The 15,425-nt window shown below is 39.4% G+C and carries 19 protein-coding genes; 2 read left to right on the forward strand and 17 right to left on the reverse strand.

From position 1 onward, the window contains the following. Positions 1-263 precede the first annotated feature (263 nt). Positions 264-1,154: a helix-turn-helix transcriptional regulator gene (locus AC3WTP_RS21940; protein ID WP_492396758.1), complete on the forward strand. Its 891-nt coding sequence runs from the start codon at positions 264-266 to the stop codon at positions 1,152-1,154. 61 nt (positions 1,155-1,215) lie between these two features. On the opposite strand, the gene AC3WTP_RS21945 is transcribed toward AC3WTP_RS21940, so the two are convergent. The 11 genes from AC3WTP_RS21945 to AC3WTP_RS21995 all read right to left on the reverse strand — a co-directional run bounded on the left by AC3WTP_RS21945 (position 1,216) and on the right by AC3WTP_RS21995 (position 9,098). After that, positions 1,216-1,941, reverse strand: coding sequence for an SGNH/GDSL hydrolase family protein (locus tag AC3WTP_RS21945; protein WP_492396759.1), 726 nt, complete (start codon positions 1,939-1,941; stop codon positions 1,216-1,218). Between the two features lie 342 nt (positions 1,942-2,283). Further along, the gene (locus tag AC3WTP_RS21950; protein ID WP_492396760.1) at positions 2,284-3,030 is read right to left on the reverse strand and encodes a tetratricopeptide repeat protein; all 747 of its coding nucleotides are present in this window, start codon (positions 3,028-3,030) and stop codon (positions 2,284-2,286) included. Between the two features lie 5 nt (positions 3,031-3,035). Next, entirely contained in the window at positions 3,036-3,242 is a 207-nt protein-coding gene (locus AC3WTP_RS21955) for a hypothetical protein (protein ID WP_492396761.1), read from the reverse strand. Continuing rightward, positions 3,205-3,771 carry an RNA polymerase sigma factor gene (locus AC3WTP_RS21960; RefSeq protein WP_492396762.1) on the reverse strand — a complete coding sequence of 189 codons (567 nt, stop codon included), beginning with the start codon at positions 3,769-3,771 and terminating at the stop codon, positions 3,205-3,207. Before AC3WTP_RS21960 ends, AC3WTP_RS21955 begins: the two co-directional genes overlap by 38 nt. 222 nt (positions 3,772-3,993) lie before the next feature. After that, on the reverse strand, positions 3,994-4,524 hold the full coding sequence (gene pyrE / locus AC3WTP_RS21965; RefSeq protein WP_492396776.1) for an orotate phosphoribosyltransferase: 531 nt from the start codon (positions 4,522-4,524) through the stop codon (positions 3,994-3,996). A gap of 126 nt (positions 4,525-4,650) precedes the next feature. After that, the gene (locus AC3WTP_RS21970) at positions 4,651-5,229 is read right to left on the reverse strand and encodes a uridine kinase family protein (RefSeq protein ID WP_492396763.1); all 579 of its coding nucleotides are present in this window, start codon (positions 5,227-5,229) and stop codon (positions 4,651-4,653) included. Positions 5,230-5,571: 342 nt separating this feature from the next. Next, the gene (locus AC3WTP_RS21975) at positions 5,572-6,117 is read right to left on the reverse strand and encodes a hypothetical protein (protein ID WP_492396764.1); all 546 of its coding nucleotides are present in this window, start codon (positions 6,115-6,117) and stop codon (positions 5,572-5,574) included. Positions 6,118-6,444: 327 nt separating this feature from the next. After that, a complete protein-coding gene (locus AC3WTP_RS21980) occupies positions 6,445-7,212 on the reverse strand; it encodes a nucleotidyltransferase (protein WP_492396765.1) in 768 nt (255 codons plus the stop codon). Positions 7,213-7,414: 202 nt separating this feature from the next. Continuing rightward, a complete protein-coding gene (locus tag AC3WTP_RS21985; RefSeq protein WP_492396766.1) occupies positions 7,415-7,648 on the reverse strand; it encodes a hypothetical protein in 234 nt (77 codons plus the stop codon). A 150-nt stretch (positions 7,649-7,798) separates the two neighbouring features. Then, complete coding sequence (locus AC3WTP_RS21990) at positions 7,799-8,221, reverse strand: YhfM domain-containing protein (RefSeq protein ID WP_492396767.1); 423 nt, start codon at positions 8,219-8,221, stop codon at positions 7,799-7,801. Between the two features lie 268 nt (positions 8,222-8,489). Next, on the reverse strand, positions 8,490-9,098 hold the full coding sequence (locus tag AC3WTP_RS21995; RefSeq protein ID WP_492396768.1) for a nucleoside/nucleotide kinase family protein: 609 nt from the start codon (positions 9,096-9,098) through the stop codon (positions 8,490-8,492). 386 nt (positions 9,099-9,484) lie between these two features. Between AC3WTP_RS21995 and AC3WTP_RS22000 the strand changes: the two genes are divergently transcribed. Further along, positions 9,485-10,723: an RNA polymerase sigma factor gene (locus AC3WTP_RS22000; RefSeq protein ID WP_492396769.1), complete on the forward strand. Its 1,239-nt coding sequence runs from the start codon at positions 9,485-9,487 to the stop codon at positions 10,721-10,723. A 268-nt stretch (positions 10,724-10,991) separates the two neighbouring features. On the opposite strand, the gene AC3WTP_RS22005 is transcribed toward AC3WTP_RS22000, so the two are convergent. The 6 genes from AC3WTP_RS22005 to AC3WTP_RS22030 all read right to left on the reverse strand — a co-directional run bounded on the left by AC3WTP_RS22005 (position 10,992) and on the right by AC3WTP_RS22030 (position 15,032). Further along, entirely contained in the window at positions 10,992-11,378 is a 387-nt protein-coding gene (locus tag AC3WTP_RS22005; protein ID WP_492396770.1) for a DUF1871 family protein, read from the reverse strand. A 153-nt stretch (positions 11,379-11,531) separates the two neighbouring features. Continuing rightward, positions 11,532-11,858, reverse strand: a complete 327-nt coding sequence (locus AC3WTP_RS22010) for an antibiotic biosynthesis monooxygenase family protein (RefSeq protein ID WP_492396771.1) — start codon at positions 11,856-11,858, stop codon at positions 11,532-11,534. Between the two features lie 201 nt (positions 11,859-12,059). Continuing rightward, complete coding sequence (locus AC3WTP_RS22015) at positions 12,060-12,599, reverse strand: hypothetical protein (protein WP_492396772.1); 540 nt, start codon at positions 12,597-12,599, stop codon at positions 12,060-12,062. Between the two features lie 288 nt (positions 12,600-12,887). Continuing rightward, positions 12,888-13,442: a GNAT family N-acetyltransferase gene (locus AC3WTP_RS22020; RefSeq protein ID WP_492396773.1), complete on the reverse strand. Its 555-nt coding sequence runs from the start codon at positions 13,440-13,442 to the stop codon at positions 12,888-12,890. A gap of 335 nt (positions 13,443-13,777) precedes the next feature. Beyond that, the gene (locus AC3WTP_RS22025; protein WP_492396774.1) at positions 13,778-14,239 is read right to left on the reverse strand and encodes a hypothetical protein; all 462 of its coding nucleotides are present in this window, start codon (positions 14,237-14,239) and stop codon (positions 13,778-13,780) included. 103 nt (positions 14,240-14,342) lie between these two features. Beyond that, entirely contained in the window at positions 14,343-15,032 is a 690-nt protein-coding gene (locus tag AC3WTP_RS22030) for a hypothetical protein (protein ID WP_492396775.1), read from the reverse strand. Between the last annotated feature and the right edge of the window lie 393 nt (positions 15,033-15,425).

The raw sequence follows: 15,425 nt of genomic DNA on the forward strand, positions 1-15,425 counted from the left end.
ATCCTAAATTCTCCGAATATGCAGCAAAGCCTTGTGTCTCCACCTGTTTTCGCAACCGTTTGCATTTTATTGATATCTGAATGCTTTTATCCGGAACCGGTCAAGTGAAGAAAAGATACATATGCCGCGTAATCATGTGCGACAATTGGTAAATTATGCTACAATGTACACCACATACCTATTTGTCGTTCACGCTGTCATTACTTACTTGTCCATATCGGTTACCATTCATTTATTTAGGTTTGATGACGGGAGATGTGCATATGCAAATTCGGACATTTGGCTATGACTGTACCTCACAAGCCATGCAAGATTACCGATCTACTCCACCATTTATCGATCGACTTGGCGGCATTCATCCAAATCACCATGAAGTGCTGTATATCTCAGAAGGAAAGGTACAACTTAATTTTATTTCTCAGATTTATGTTATTAAAGGTCCCGCTTTATTCCTCATCCCCCTCAATACTTATCACAAATTAGTTCTCATTTCGAAAACATATAGTTATTTCTACTGGGAAATAGAAGATGACCATTTGAGTTCATTCCCGGGATTCCAGCAATGTACGGTCTGGAACCATCTTCAGGTCTCGATGAACGAATCCGTCCCCGAGTTGAACTTGATTGCTCATCGTATCAGCGAATTGAGTAAGCTAGTAGTCTCAGAGTGGTCGAAGCAGCAACCAGCATTGTTTCATCAGATCTCCTTATCTGACATAAAGACGATCCTATCACTGATCGATCATGTTACTCACACCTACGCGCAGCAAGAGAATCATAATAGATACCCCCAATTGATTAACCGAGAAGCCCCCGCCAAAGAAACGATCGAAATGCTGGTCCGCTGGATGGAAGCAAGCTATTGGGAGAAGATTACCTTGCGAACACTCTCCGATCTTGTTCACCTGAATCCGTCCTATTTGATCCGTATATTCAAAGAATACAAAGGGATAACCCCCTTTCAATACTTGAATAACTTACGTATGAATGCAGCCATCGGATACCTCACCAACAGCAGTATGGGCGTGCAGGAAATTGCGGATATCACAGGCTATCAGAGCATACATTACTTTAGTAGGCTGTTCAAGCAAAAACATGGAAAAAGCCCCATTCAATGGCGAGTGGAGCTTCTTGGAGAGAGATCCCTGCAATAAACGAGGTTTGCTTCGGTAAGTGCATGCATGACAAAGAGCCGGGTACGCTCCCCGGCCTTGATTACGGTTGATTGACGAGTTCAGAGCTGAACAGCTTCTGCTCCAATATCTTGCCCCACTGTTTATGGAAATCGGGATTAGGATGATTTAGGCCATTAGAAAGATAGTCGTGAATATCCAAGCCGTCATGCTTCATCTGCTCACAAAGGGCATACACATCCAGCAAAGGGACATTGCGTTCAGTCGCAAGATCTCGAACCGCCTCGACATAAAACGCCAGCGTTCCCTCTTCAGCCAATTGGATGAATGAGGGAACAAGCGGCTTATGAATATACGCTACATGCTCATTATCTTTCGTCATCATCATACACGGGGTCATCAGCAGCACCTCAGCGTCCGTCTCTGCTGCAATACTGTCCATCAGATCAGCAAGCGCTCGGACGAACGGCTTAATGCCATCACGGCCACCATGAGCATCGTTATGTCCGAAGCAAATCGTCACCAGATCGGGGTTGTACATCAGCACATCGCGTGCCCAGCGCGGACGGGAAGCTTCAGCAGAGTCTCCGGAGACCCCTGAATTTATGACATTGATGACCGTCCCTGAATACCTTCGTTCCACGGCCCTACGCAGCACTTGATGATACACGTTTTCGTATTCGACAGCGCCAGCCTGTATGCAACCTTGCGTCACACTGTCTCCCATGGCAACATAGGTAACAGCTCGAGCTCTAACATCGACAGCCTTCTCCCTAAGCCGTTCATGCAATCGAATAAATGGAATCATACCTTCGCTCCCTCATCTCCTATTTCAGTTTCGTTATCAGAGTACAGCGTTCCTGCCCTATTGTCTTTGCACGAGATTGACATTATTCCGCTAAAATGATGCTCGCATACTCTTTGGTAGAGACGCCAATGAAAGACTTGAAGATTCCAGCGCTTTTCCTAGCTTTTGATTTGGAAGCAGACTGAATAGCCGGTGCCGACAAGGTTCCTCCCAACTATAACGCTGCGCTTAATCGCGAGGGTCGTTTTTTTATTTCTACACTTTATAGGCGAAGAAAATAATTTGAAGGTTCAGATATGAATCCAACGACACGGTGAAAATGAAAATAGCTGGTTCTCATTTTCAGCTATTTTCCAATAATTTTTCGATTCTCTCAAGTTCGTTTATCGGGAACTCTTTATTGAAGTTATATTTATCCATGAACTCAACAATTAGTCTCCATTCTTGTGCGCACTCTTTAAACCGCTGCTCCCTTTCAAGCAAGAAGGCTCTGCTGAATCGTCCATCAATAAGCTGTGAGTCAAGGATCGCGGATTTTTCCCATGCTTTTAACGCTTCCTCCGCATTACCATGACGCGAGTGAATTTCTCCCTGATAGTAATTAAGCATCGCATGATTTGGAAAAAGCTTCATTCCTGATTCAACCACTTTTTTTGCTTCGTGAATTTGATCAACATTAAGATAACATTGGACCAAATAATAATACATCTGTGGTTCGTCAGGAAACTCTCTTAATTTGTTTTTGTAATATTCTACAGATTTATGATTTTCCAATAGTTGAGCGCGAGCTTGTATTAACTGAGCGTGTAACTTACCACTAATCCATGAATAATTGTTGTTAAGTAATTTGCTCTCAAGGCCCTTTTGGTAGTACTCTGCTGCTTCCCGCATTAATCTTTTTGCTTTTATTTGCATCAAATATCCATAGTTGAAAAAATATTCAGGGTTATTGGGTTGCTCAGTTAATGCTTCCGAATACATGTTTACGACTTTCTGCCATGTTGCTTCAACGTAATTACTTTCAACTTCTTCCGCTAGTTTTGACTTTTCATCTTTCTCCCATTTAAGAAAAAAATCATCCTGATCCATAAGTCTCACGCTCCTTGTTTATAACAATTTTGTTTGATGCTTTCCCTTATTTCACCGAAGAGTCTTCCATGAGGCGATGGTACACCATCAAGTTCCTGCAAAAGTTCAGAAGCAATATTTTCGGCGATTTTCCTTTGTATTTCTCCCCATACATCAGGGGTATTTCGAATCAGTTCATCTTGTAGCACGAAAACCAAATGTCTCTGATCCACTTTCTCCACCTCCGATGATTTCTGCTAATCGAGACAAACTTTGACGATATTTCCATCTTACTGTCCCTGCAGGGATTCCAAGCTCCTCACTGATTTCAGAATGCTTTAATCCCGCTACAAGATGCATCACAACAATTTGACGTTCAATTTCACCAAGACGAAAGAGCGCTTCAGTAAGTTCTAACCTGTGAAGAACAATAGCTTCGGTTGAGTTTAATGAACTTTTTGTTCTTATAGTTTCCTGATCAATTTCATTCGTAAATTCTCTTTTATCACGTCTTAAGGCATCATAGGCAAGGTTCCGTGCAATAGAAATAACCCATGCTTTAGCATTTGTACCAGATTTATATGTTGCCGCCTTTTCATATACTCGAACGAACGTATCTTGCAAAACATCCTCGGCGGAGGATTTCTTTCGAAGTATCGACAGAGCTACAGAATAAACAATATAACGTAGTTCATCGTATAAATCTTTAAGTGCATCCGTATCTCCAACAGCAATTGCTTTAATGGTTTCATCAGGATTCATTTTGCGCCTCCTTTGTAAATATAACGTTTAGGCGCTTCATTTTGTTGGAAAAATAACCTGCAAAACAAAAATGATTGCCGATGCAAACGTATACTGCCCGTCAATGAAAATCAGGGAGCAGATGCCGCGGCATTCTGCTCCCTTGTTATGACACTAAAGTTTCCGTTAACTCAATGAACAAGAGCTGCCTTTACTTGTTCGGCAGCTCTCATTTGTAAAATTCTATGTTACATTGCTTGTCGAAGGAGTTTCTAGGAGCTCCTCCATCTTGAACAAAGAGAAGAAATGTAGACCATCATTTTCAATATTGTCTCTTCCCTGTGGTTCTCTCTCAATCACACAAAGGACACTCACAACATTTGCCCCAGCGTTACGTAAATCTGCCGCACTCAGTAAAATTTGCCCTCCTGTTGTGACAACATCTTCAATAATACAAACAGATTTCCCACTTACATCAATACCTTCTGCAAGCTTGCATGTCCCATATTCCTTTGCTTTTTTACGAACGAATGCCGCCGGAATCCCTGTCTTTAATGATAGTGCCGTTGCGACTGGAATACCGCCCATTTCGAGTCCTGCTAAAACCTCGGTGCCTGAGGGAACTAGTTTTGACAGCTGCTCGGCTATCTCGTGAAGTAAAGCAGGACTGGACTCAAACAAATATTTATCAAAATAATCGATTGATTCTTTCCCAGACCGTAATTTAAAGCTTCCTGTTAAGTGTGCTGTTTCATAAATCTTCTTTGCCAACAACTCTCTGTCCACAACTTCACCAGCCTTAAATATTTTCTTGATTTTACCATATCAATCTTTAATTGAACATCGAATTATAATTTCAATAAAATGAGCAGACTGCGGTAGCCTGCTCAACATTATGTGTTATTCAACTGCAGGCTCATTTCTTATCTTACTACTTATCCAACAACTGATAATATTTTCAGTCTTCCCTTCTAGCTGGTTGCCATTGATGATGATATCGGCGAATTTTTTAGTAGGGAGTGCAAATTCTTTTTCTCTATGTTTTGCAGCATCTAGGTAATAGGTTGCAACTTCCTCCAAACCCATCCCCCAATCTTTCATATTTCTTCTTATCCTCCGATACATGCGCTCATCTGCATCAAGATATACAAAGATCTTTAAATCTAACATTTGTCTTAACTCTTCAAAGTATAGTGTGAAAATGCCTTCTATAATGATTACATCAGGATGCTTTTCAGCATTTAATAATTTGTGTAAGTGTTCCATTAAATTGTTATAGTCCAATGCGTCGGGATGGTTGAAATCGTCATATTCCACATTTGATATAGGCGACATCATCTTTGGCAAATCCTCTTTAAAGAAATGGTCTGTTGAAACAACTGCTACTTGAAATTCTTCGAGTTCATTAGCCAACAATTCACAGTAAGTTGACTTCCCACTGCCCGAACCGCCTGCAATTCCCACAATAATAGGTTTCAATTTTCCAGCTCCCCTTTTTGTATTTGAAATAATCAAATTTCTGAATATATTAATTAATCCTTCTTCCCTTAGCCTAGTAATAATATTCCACTAATCGTGGGTAAGTCCTTCATATCCCATAATTCTGACCGTTAGTTCAATGAAAACGGCAGCTGATCGTTTGACCAGCTGCCTCTATATCATGATTCAACTATCGTGTCCTGTTAGCGTAATTGCATTAGATTCAACGTTCCAAGCTCTCTTTTGTTTGAATTAATCGCCCCTCGGCATTAATAATGTCGGTTGGCTCAACAGAAGAAAAACCATGACATGCATATATGGTAGTGTTATAAATTATTGAATTTACCGCCCGTAGATATCCTCCCAGATTTCAGGTGCAGTTGCGCGAAGCACATCGTCTGCGAAGGACATTCCATGCTGTTCTATATACTTTTCCATCGCATCCAGCGCCTTCTTAGCATTGCTCCAATCTTTATAATTCCCTTTTAATAATTCGATCGTGTAAATGGGCAGTGTGTTAATCATCTTCTTAACAAAAGGTTGGAATCGCTCTTCTGGACCGTCACGATTCACCCCTAAAACCAAAATTTCGGTTTCAATATTTTCTTTGTTCATTCCATAAATTGATTCTCTGAAATTCATACTGCTGAGATCAAGACCACCGTCTTTCCACATTGTGACCATTTTCAGGATCCTTGTTTCGCCCTTGGCTTTCAGCATAGCGAGCAAGTTGTCATAACCGCAGTCGGAGCCGAATACGTCACGACAGACAGCTACATATACGTTGCCGTGATCGGTAAGCAACGCCGTCGCCTGTAAGTATGTTGTGGGTGTTTCATCGGCAAGAGCGGATTGTACTTTTTCAAGCATAGTTTCAAAGGTCGTCATAATTTTAACTATTCCTTTCGTTTGGGACGCTTTTACAATATACAATTTGTATTCGGTTTAACCCGATAATTCCCTTTTTCAACACCTTTTTATTTTTGATAACTGCCCGTTAGTTGAGAAAAGGCAGCTGATCTAAGTGATCGCTGCCTTTTCTGTTGCATATTGCACTATCGTGTCCCGTTAGCTCAATAGTCTTATGTTTTAATTAGAGTCGCTGCTTATAGTTGTGAGGCTTGCCGAACACCTAACGCAGTGACGTCCCGACGGGCTTAGGGGGCTGGATGTGGTCACTCGCTTCTCAGAGTGACCCGGAGCGTCAATATGGTGTTAGCCGAAGGAAGTTCTGGAAGCAGCCATTGCATTTAAGGCGTTCTCAAAATAGCTATATACTTCATCTGCAATTCCCAGAAACTCTTCAACAAGTACATTACTATCCAAGTAACAAGCATACAGATAATCAACTAAAGCGGAGTCAATCTCACAATAGTTTAATATGGCATTCTTCATCTTAATAATGTCATCTTGCCATACACCTGTATCTTCTAAAACCAAAGAGTATAATGCACGAATTAATCTCTTAGAGTAACCTTTAATATATCTAGTTTTCATTGTGTTATCACTAGCATTAGAAAGTAAACTATGTATACGATCTACTTCCTCCTTGGTCTCTGTATTTAAGTCTAAAATGAACTCTGGAGAAATAATTATCGGTGGTACTTTTTCACCAACGTCATGACCATATATGCAAACACAAATTATCTTTACCCAAAAACCCCACTCATTTGGTTTACTTAATACATCGTCAATCGAGCAAATTATCGTATCAATCTTAGTTACTACTGGATATTCTTCCAAAAGCCTGTCTTTAATATTTGACAATCTTTCGTAATCAATATCTTTGGGATTTACACATACAATAGTAAAGTCTGCATCTGACTTAAAAGATTTAGCAGTTCCTTTTGGAATCGAGCCACACATATAAATGCTATGAATCTTACCTTTAAATTCGGTAAGTATATTATCTATATACTTATCAACAAAATCCTTATATTCACTTTGTATTACAATTCTATTTATAACTTTTTCTAATATCATATAGACTCCTCCTAAACTAAGAACTTCTTTCGGCTAACGTCTTTTTGCGAACTTCGTAAATTCGTCATGACTTAAGTTATTCGCGAAATCATTCAACTATCCTGCCCGTTACTTCAATGCGAAAGGGAGCAGGTACCCGTAACGGTCTGCTCCCTGGTTGTTTGAACTATCGTTTTCTGTTAGCGTAAAGGCAGATCAAATATTATTTCTTTAAAATGTTCTTAATTTCTTTACTCGAGATTAGGTAATCCTCCTGATGTTCAGGAACCCAAATAAAGAAAAAGGTTTCTCCATCATCCCCCTGCCAAAAAGTTTCTTCGATTAGGGACTCATGTCCATTGAAGCTGATCTCGTCGTCATTGTAATGAATGATGTAACTGTCGCCAATGACTAGTTCAAAACTCATGCCTCGAATTACAATCGAAAAGCGTCCCAATCGTTTTCACCTCCTACACAACACCAACTCAATTTCAACACATATTGGAACCGAACTACCTGTTACTTCAATGCGAAAGGGAGTAACTACCCGTAGCGGTCTGCTCCCTGGTTGTTTGAACTATCATTCCCGTTAGTTTAATCCTGCTAATCATTTCACCGTATTTTGGGTTTCGTATTCCTTATTCAGGATGTCTAATAGGTTTCTCGCCCTAGATTTTCCGATTATGTAGACTGTTCCCGTATTCGGAAGTTTCATAAGAGTCCCTTGTCCGAACTGTTCACTTACCCAGAGATAATATTGCTTATTACCTAATGTGAATTGAAATGGGGGATCAGCAATATCCACTTCACCAGGTTGTTTATCAGCAAATCGAACGGCATAGGTAAATTGTTTAATCACTTCTTTATCTTTTATCACACGTTCGGAATCAGGCTGTATTTCATAAAACTTTACCATTTTATTTACAACTACCTGGCTTGCAGTTACTCGGAAGAATAAATAACTTGTGGTTGATAGGATGATCGTTATGATAAATAACGAAATTAGGATGGAGCGTAAGTTCACTTTCATGACATCCCCCTTCTTCAGCCGGAAGTCGCTGTCCAACTTAATTATTTCTACGCCTTCCCATACAATAAATTCTACCATGAGTTATCATATCCACTGAATAATTGGTATTGCGTTATTCTGCCCGTTAGCACAACGCGGCTGCCGATCTACGCCGGCAGTCGCGTCTTGTAGTTATTTATTAAGCTATAGTTCCTCGTTAACTTAACGAGTTACGATTCTAGCACGACCCCAAACCTAATACTTCTAAGGATAACTATATAAAAATTCGTTATTGTTCTATCTTAAATTTAGTTATAACTTCATCCGTCATTTGTTCAATACTTACTAGACCATCAAGAACTATATCACAGTCGTTCTTAATAGCTTCAAATAATTTTTGATACGAAATTCTTCCTCCATGCAAATACTCTGTTAGAAAAGAATCAACATAGTTTAATCTTTCGTCAGGAGTTAAGTGTGAAAAATCTGTTCTTATGTTTCGTAAAATTCTTCGCGCTATTGCCAAATCCAAAGGAACTTCTATACCAACGAGGTAATGGATAATTTCCTTCATTCCCGTTCTTAATTTACCGAATGGTTCCTCCACGAGGATATACTTTGCGGGTTTTAGTTGTCTGTTCCACGGTTCGGTTACCCCTCTTCCTTCCATTAAGGACAAAAGATCTCGATAGAAGATGGGGCTTTGTATTAGACTAGGATCTATATTTTTCCCCTCTGCTAAATCTTGATATATATTAGGAGGATACGAAGTTGTCACATGATAGGCGTCAAAATACAATGATACTGAGTTTGGAATGACTTCCGATAATCGTTTTACAAGTGTACTTTTCCCTGCTCCAGAGGATGACCCACATACTGCTATTACTGTAGGACTCATTATTCACAACTCCTGTTCGTTCGGCTCAATGCTTTATTCAATGTCGATACATATATTTCCTCCTATTATAAATGACTATATCTGTGCGACTTACTGCGTTAACCTGCCCGTTAGTTGAGAAAACTGCAACCGTTGGCCGGCTGCCGCTGTATCGTAATTTAGCTAAAGTATCTCCGTTAGTGCATTCACTCCCTAATCTTGTTCTTCAAATTCCATGATTAACTCCTGTGACCTTTTCATTGCTTCCGTTTTGTCTCTCGCTGGTCTTGTTATCATTTATCCGTTTGATGAAGGATGGCGTCATGAAAATTTATTATAAAAATGATGTGGCTTTTTACCTCCCTTCGGTGTCTAATGAATTGTAAGTTCAGGAGGAGGTACTACTGGTGTCACGAGCTCAAGACAAAACGAAAATCCCTGTTCTTCCGGAGGAGCAGGAACACATCCAGCATTTCGAAGACATTTATAATCAATATCAGGAGAGAATTCGAAAATATATCGCAGTAAAAACAAATTCAGCAGTTGCTGATGACTTAACGCAACAAGCTTTTTTAAAAGCAATGGAAAACTTTCACTTGTTTAAGCATAACTCCAGTATATTTACTTGGCTATTCAAGATCGCGCAGAATATCGTGAAAAACGAGTATCGTACAAGATCACGAAATAAAGAAATAGTGCACGAAGTTATCGATTTTCAGTCCCAATCGATTTCCCTCGATATCGTTAAAGATGTTGATATCCGTCTTGATATTAGTGCTGCATTAGCCCAATTGAATGAGTTAGATCAGCAAATCATATCATTGCGGTTTTTCGTCGACTGCACTCTATTGGACATATCCAAAATCATCGGGATGCCTGAAAGCGCGGTTAAGAACAGACTCTACCGCGCATTAAACAAACTAAAAATAGCATTAAAAGAATGGGGTGACATTACAATCATGTCTATCAAAAAATTGATATCGATTGTGGATAAGAACGAGGCTTCCACCAAGAATGATGGTATGAATAAGGTATACCATGACTTATTCGAGGAATTGAAATCCAATGTAGAGCGAATTCTAACAACCTATCGTCATCGACCATCTCAGAAAATCACTATCGAAATCTATCCGGATCTGTCCACTTTTCACCAAGCAATAGGCGAACCGGATGCGCCTAACTGGTTCATGGGTACCTACGAACACAACAAAATAAAAATCGTATCCCCACTGAACCCAGGCCCTGAACATACGTACCAATCGGTACTACGACACACGATAAGTTTGTTTACGATGTGGTTAGTGAATGATATTAATCCGTTGGCACCGAAATGGCTTACTCATGGGCTTGGCGGACATGAAGCCAAACAAATGTCGCAAGAATATATCAAGTATAGCACCTCCGAAGCGATTCGAAATGAGGCTGTCCCTAGCTTTCAAGCATTAACTAACGATACGTGGGAATTCGAGAGGATGGGGGGATATGGATTCTCGTATTTGATCGTTGAATTTCTCCTCCATTCTTACAGTTCAGATGAGCTCAACAAATTCATACGCGATGCCACTGATTTTCATGGCGCATTTCAGGTATCGGAAGCTGAGCTGCACGCGATGTGGGTGCAATATTTAAAATCTAGGCTATGTTAAACTTTAATAATGATATTTGACCATAACAAAACCACCTTCTAAATGGTGGTTTTGTTATGGTCTCCCTTAGCTCAACAGTACACTATACATTGTTCTATCTAGTACCGCCTTATAGCCCCTATCATTAAACTATCCTGCCCGTTACTTCAACAAAGCAAAAAGGAGCTGCCTCAAGCAAGCTCCTCAACTATCTGTCCCGTTAGCCATCCATGCATCCTCTGCAATGCACCACAGAGCATGAAAGTTGACCCGTTTGTTTATCGAACAGCTAATGTTCCCCTTTAGCGAGATCGATTAAGGCTGAATGTATTCGCGTGGCTGTAACAATCGATCTTTGGTCTTGAGCAATCGCTTCTTCAAAGGTATCTTCAAATACCTCTCTGATTTTTCGCTCAAGCTTTATTACATCTAAATCATCAATATGTTTTATAATATAAATCGATAATGTTCTGATTTCTGATTCATATTCGTCCTCTGGGCACTCCATTGATAGCAGTTGGACGGGATCCCAATCATCGATACATTTTTTCACAACTTCAATGATAGGCTTTGGATCAAAATAAAGGCTGTTGAGATATTCCTTTTCCTCACGTCCTTCTTCCTGGATAATCTTAATTTGTTCTTCAAATGAAAGGTCTTTATTGAGTTTTCTCATAAGTCCTCCAATTTCTTTGAATGGAACTCTACTGTCCGTTAGTGAAACAAAGGGTTTCCTCGCGGTAGCCCCTTTTGATTTTCAACTATCGTGTCCCGTTAGTTTAATTAACAAATGGAGTTATTCCATTGTGTAGTACCAAACTCAACTTGCTTAGTTTTTTTCAAATCCATAATCCCGTTCGACCTTACATATTCTTGTTTTATAAGTGAGATACCAATCAGATACCCCTTGTCTTTGAGCGACTAAATGTCGTTCGTTTTGTTTCCATTTTTGTATAGCTTCGAGAGACTCCCAATAAGATACAGTAATACCTACACCTTCTCTAGCACTTTCTACGCCGAGAAATCCAGATTGGACAGATGCTAGTTTCACCATTTCATCTGCCATTTCCGCATATCCGTTATCCCCATCTGTTCGTTCAGATGTAAATATCACGGCATAATAAGGTGCTTGTGGTGTTTTTGCAATCTCACTCATGACCTTACCTCCATTTTTTTGCAGCATCAATAATACTACATGTAGTACCTTGAAGTATAGATTATTAAACTCTTCTATCCAATAGCGTAATAAAGCTGCCGATCTCGTTCAGCGGCAGCTCTTCGGTGTAGGTTTATTAAGCACTATTGTCCCGTTAGCTTAACAGTGTTTTACGAAATAGCTTTTATCACCTGAATTAACCTATTGTGTTTTGTTTTTACTTGCTTTATTTATATAATCATTTATCAAATGGTAGATATCCAATTTCCATACTTGATCTTCTTTTTGTAGACCTAAAGCCATGGAATGAGTCGTTGTTTCTATACTAACCGTAATAAGTACAGTTACCTTATTCTCCTCGGCCGTACTCTCATCCACTTTTATAGAATCATAATATCTGTAATGTACTGCTGTTTCGGAATCATAATTCATTGCATACTCGAAATAATCTTTCCGAAATTTATCTTGGTCAGGAAGTTGCCCCCCATTAAAAGTAATCTCATATATCAAGTCTGGATCACCTATTGATAGACAGTAAAGATAAATCAGCACCATGTCCTCAGGGGTGAAATTGTAAAGGTCTTGCAAGTTCCTCTCAGATTTAAATCGAGTAAAAGCCTCCTGCTTCTCTAAAGATAGCTGTTTCAGATAAGAGAACTTTTCAACGTATTCCTCAACATGATTCGTGTTTATATCATTATTGAAAGACTTTTTCACTTGGTCTTTTTCGAGGGCTTCCATGGGAGTTTCGGACCTCATGGTCTTATCTGTGTTGCCACTGCTGCATGCTGACACTAAGGAGATTATTACTAGCACTAATAAAACTAATCCTGCTTGCCTCAATTTATCACTCCTCAATATAACGGATTCATCACACCCTCAAATTACCCCCCCTCTAATACTACCACATTTTGGAACTATCCTGCCCGTTACTTCAACGGACAACGGCAGCCGATCGTGCCGGCTGCCGCCGTGTTGTGATTGAACTGCAGTTGAACGACAAAGACTGCCCGAGGGCAGTCAGATGTCTTAACTACATATGTACTTTGCGAATTCGTTTTTAGTAAGGCCATAAATATATTCGTCGTAATGTTGGCCCTTAGTAAAGACCATATTTCTTATTCTTCCCTCTTGAATGAACCCAAGATGCTCTTGCAATGCTGCGGAACCAACATTAAATGCATATACATGAGCGTTAACCTTACAATATCGTAATTCCTCAAAGTAATATCGCAGTAATATTTTTATGGCATCAGAAGCGTAACCATTACGCCAATGCTCACGAAATATCGAAACCCCATATTTGAAGGTTCCATAACGAGGATTACAGTTATTTGTTGATATGCTCCCGACGAGTAATCCATCGAGCGTTTGTATTGCCATGAAGACGTTATCCCCATTTGAGGCATTAACGGATTGGCGTTCAGCCCACGCCTTTGTACCTTCTTCTGATCTTGGGAAATGTATCTCGTCACATAGTCTTACGTTCTCCGAATCAAGATCATTATTATGGAACTTTTCCCAATCGGTGGGTAATAATGGACGCAACCTAACTTTTAAACCAGCCCAAACGTAACTACTCATATTGATCCTCCTAAAGTTTAATTTCCTTTTTACCCCTTTCATGAAGGGTGGAGATCTTGCTTGAGGATCAGGATTATTTTCGATTACATAGTTCTCATCCCTTCCTTATATGGAAAATTGTAACACACATTCAGTCGCTTGTTTATATGTATTTTAGGTTGTTGGATTAACGAATTCTGCCCGTTAGCGCAACAAGGCTGCCAATCGAGCTGGCAGCCTTGTTATGGTTGAACTATCGTGTCCCGTTAGTTCAACAAACTTTATTCATGGAGAGGGGTAACACAGACTTGCTTGGATTGAGCCAATGCATACGATTCCCGAATATACAATTAGGTTTATTGAGCTTTTAGAGCTTGTTTAATTTTATCATTTAAATCTTTATTTCTCGCAATAGTAATGTATTCGTCCAATTTATTAAAATAGTTTACTGCGCCTAGGATTAATAGTCGGTCTACACCATTTTCTGAAACTACATATTTATATTCCCCATTATCAGTAGCTTCCTGTACTATAATATCTATTTCCTTGCCGTTCTTACGTTCAAGATGTACAAGTTCGAATATTCCCATATCTGTTTTAATGTACATCGAGTTATTAGGATTTGTATTAAAGAATGCAGTGTACTTAGAGTTATGAATTTCTTGAATGTTGAGCCCCTCATTGTGTAAATGATCGAGCATCTCCTTAGCATGTTGATATTCGCTTGGTATAACTAATGGTTTCGACTCCTCTTGTGAACACCCGAGAGTCAAAGTGCTTAAAACGAATACGAAAATGATACAGATTTTTCTTAACAAAAAAATCACCTCCTAAACTTGATCCACTCTTTCAAAGCTTCAAGCAAAGTCGCTTCAGAATTTCCCGCTTTTTTCTGACATTATCGCTGAAACAACAGTAATGCTACCAGATCACGCCTTGCAAAACACTGTTCATTCCAGGAAATAAACGGGCAAAGACATTAAAATATATCATGATTAAGGATAAAATAATAGCTATTAGTAGAATAGCCAATAGTTTCTTTTTGTTCTTCGGGATTGTAAGTAACAAAACAACTATCATTATTAGATATATTCCCATAAGCCATGGTATTAAATAGTAATGAGTGTGAATGGGCAAGTAAGCGTTACGTAATTCAAACCCTTCTGACAGCAATACTGTGATTGGGAGGGCTAAAACAATATTAGAAAACAATCCGTTTCCACGCGCATACCACATTATATAAGCACAAACAGGTGATACAGCCGCGCATATACTCCAAAAAATAATTTCTCTTTCCGGGAAAAAATGTAGCACAAGCGTTGTGTACACATAATAAACGGTAAGCATCGACCCAAAAAAGGCGAATATTTTTACAGCCGCTAATTTGGGCGAATAGCTGAAAACCGATAAAAGTGTTGCAACAAATACCCATATACCAAGACGATCACCTATATTAGTGAATATTGGGTTGAATTCAGAATTATCCACAATTTTTGCTACTAAACCCAAAATAACTCCGGCTATAATTGCAATTACTATTGAAAAAACTTTTTGTTTTGTAGTTGATTTGTTCGCAAATCTAGCCTGATTCAACTTATTATATATTTCCATTATACCCTCCAATTTTTCAAACTTATTTTCATATCCAGACACAAGTAGCTTGAGAATGTCGAAAAGAGGCTTATTCTCGAGGGCCTGGTAGTACACATAGCCGATGATCTGCCCGAAGTACTAATACTTCTTACAATTAGTCCACTCAGTCTTACTTCCTCCTATGAATTATATTACCAGAATACGGTTGTGATTATTGTGCTAAACTGCCCGTTAGCACAACGCGGCTGCCGATCATGCCGGCAGCCGCGTTTTAGTTATTAATAAGCTATAGTGTCCCGTTAGTGTTGTACAACTTCAGTTCCTTACCGTTAATGAATGACCTAGAAACCAGCTATATAATTCCGGATTATCGTATGTTTCTGTCCAGGAGTTGTGATTCGACTCAGGATA

Source organism: Paenibacillus sp. EB106-04-04-XG159 (assembly GCF_058791835.1).

What these genes read in the sequence shown, in the direction of transcription:
- AC3WTP_RS21940 (WP_492396758.1), top strand. Translation starts at nt 264, where the DNA reads ATGCAAATTCGGACATTTGGCTATGACTGTACCTCACAAGCCATGCAA.
- AC3WTP_RS21945 (WP_492396759.1), bottom strand. Translation starts at nt 1,941, where the DNA reads ATGATTCCATTTATTCGATTGCATGAACGGCTTAGGGAGAAGGCTGTC.
- AC3WTP_RS21950 (WP_492396760.1), bottom strand. Translation starts at nt 3,030, where the DNA reads ATGGATCAGGATGATTTTTTTCTTAAATGGGAGAAAGATGAAAAGTCA.
- AC3WTP_RS21960 (WP_492396762.1), bottom strand. Translation starts at nt 3,771, where the DNA reads ATGAATCCTGATGAAACCATTAAAGCAATTGCTGTTGGAGATACGGAT.
- AC3WTP_RS21975 (WP_492396764.1), bottom strand. Translation starts at nt 6,117, where the DNA reads ATGACGACCTTTGAAACTATGCTTGAAAAAGTACAATCCGCTCTTGCC.
- AC3WTP_RS21980 (WP_492396765.1), bottom strand. Translation starts at nt 7,212, where the DNA reads ATGATATTAGAAAAAGTTATAAATAGAATTGTAATACAAAGTGAATAT.
- AC3WTP_RS21990 (WP_492396767.1), bottom strand. Translation starts at nt 8,221, where the DNA reads ATGAAAGTGAACTTACGCTCCATCCTAATTTCGTTATTTATCATAACG.
- AC3WTP_RS21995 (WP_492396768.1), bottom strand. Translation starts at nt 9,098, where the DNA reads ATGAGTCCTACAGTAATAGCAGTATGTGGGTCATCCTCTGGAGCAGGG.
- AC3WTP_RS22005 (WP_492396770.1), bottom strand. Translation starts at nt 11,378, where the DNA reads ATGAGAAAACTCAATAAAGACCTTTCATTTGAAGAACAAATTAAGATT.
- AC3WTP_RS22010 (WP_492396771.1), bottom strand. Translation starts at nt 11,858, where the DNA reads ATGAGTGAGATTGCAAAAACACCACAAGCACCTTATTATGCCGTGATA.
- AC3WTP_RS22015 (WP_492396772.1), bottom strand. Translation starts at nt 12,599, where the DNA reads ATGGAAGCCCTCGAAAAAGACCAAGTGAAAAAGTCTTTCAATAATGAT.
- AC3WTP_RS22020 (WP_492396773.1), bottom strand. Translation starts at nt 13,442, where the DNA reads ATGAGTAGTTACGTTTGGGCTGGTTTAAAAGTTAGGTTGCGTCCATTA.
- AC3WTP_RS22030 (WP_492396775.1), bottom strand. Translation starts at nt 15,032, where the DNA reads ATGGAAATATATAATAAGTTGAATCAGGCTAGATTTGCGAACAAATCA.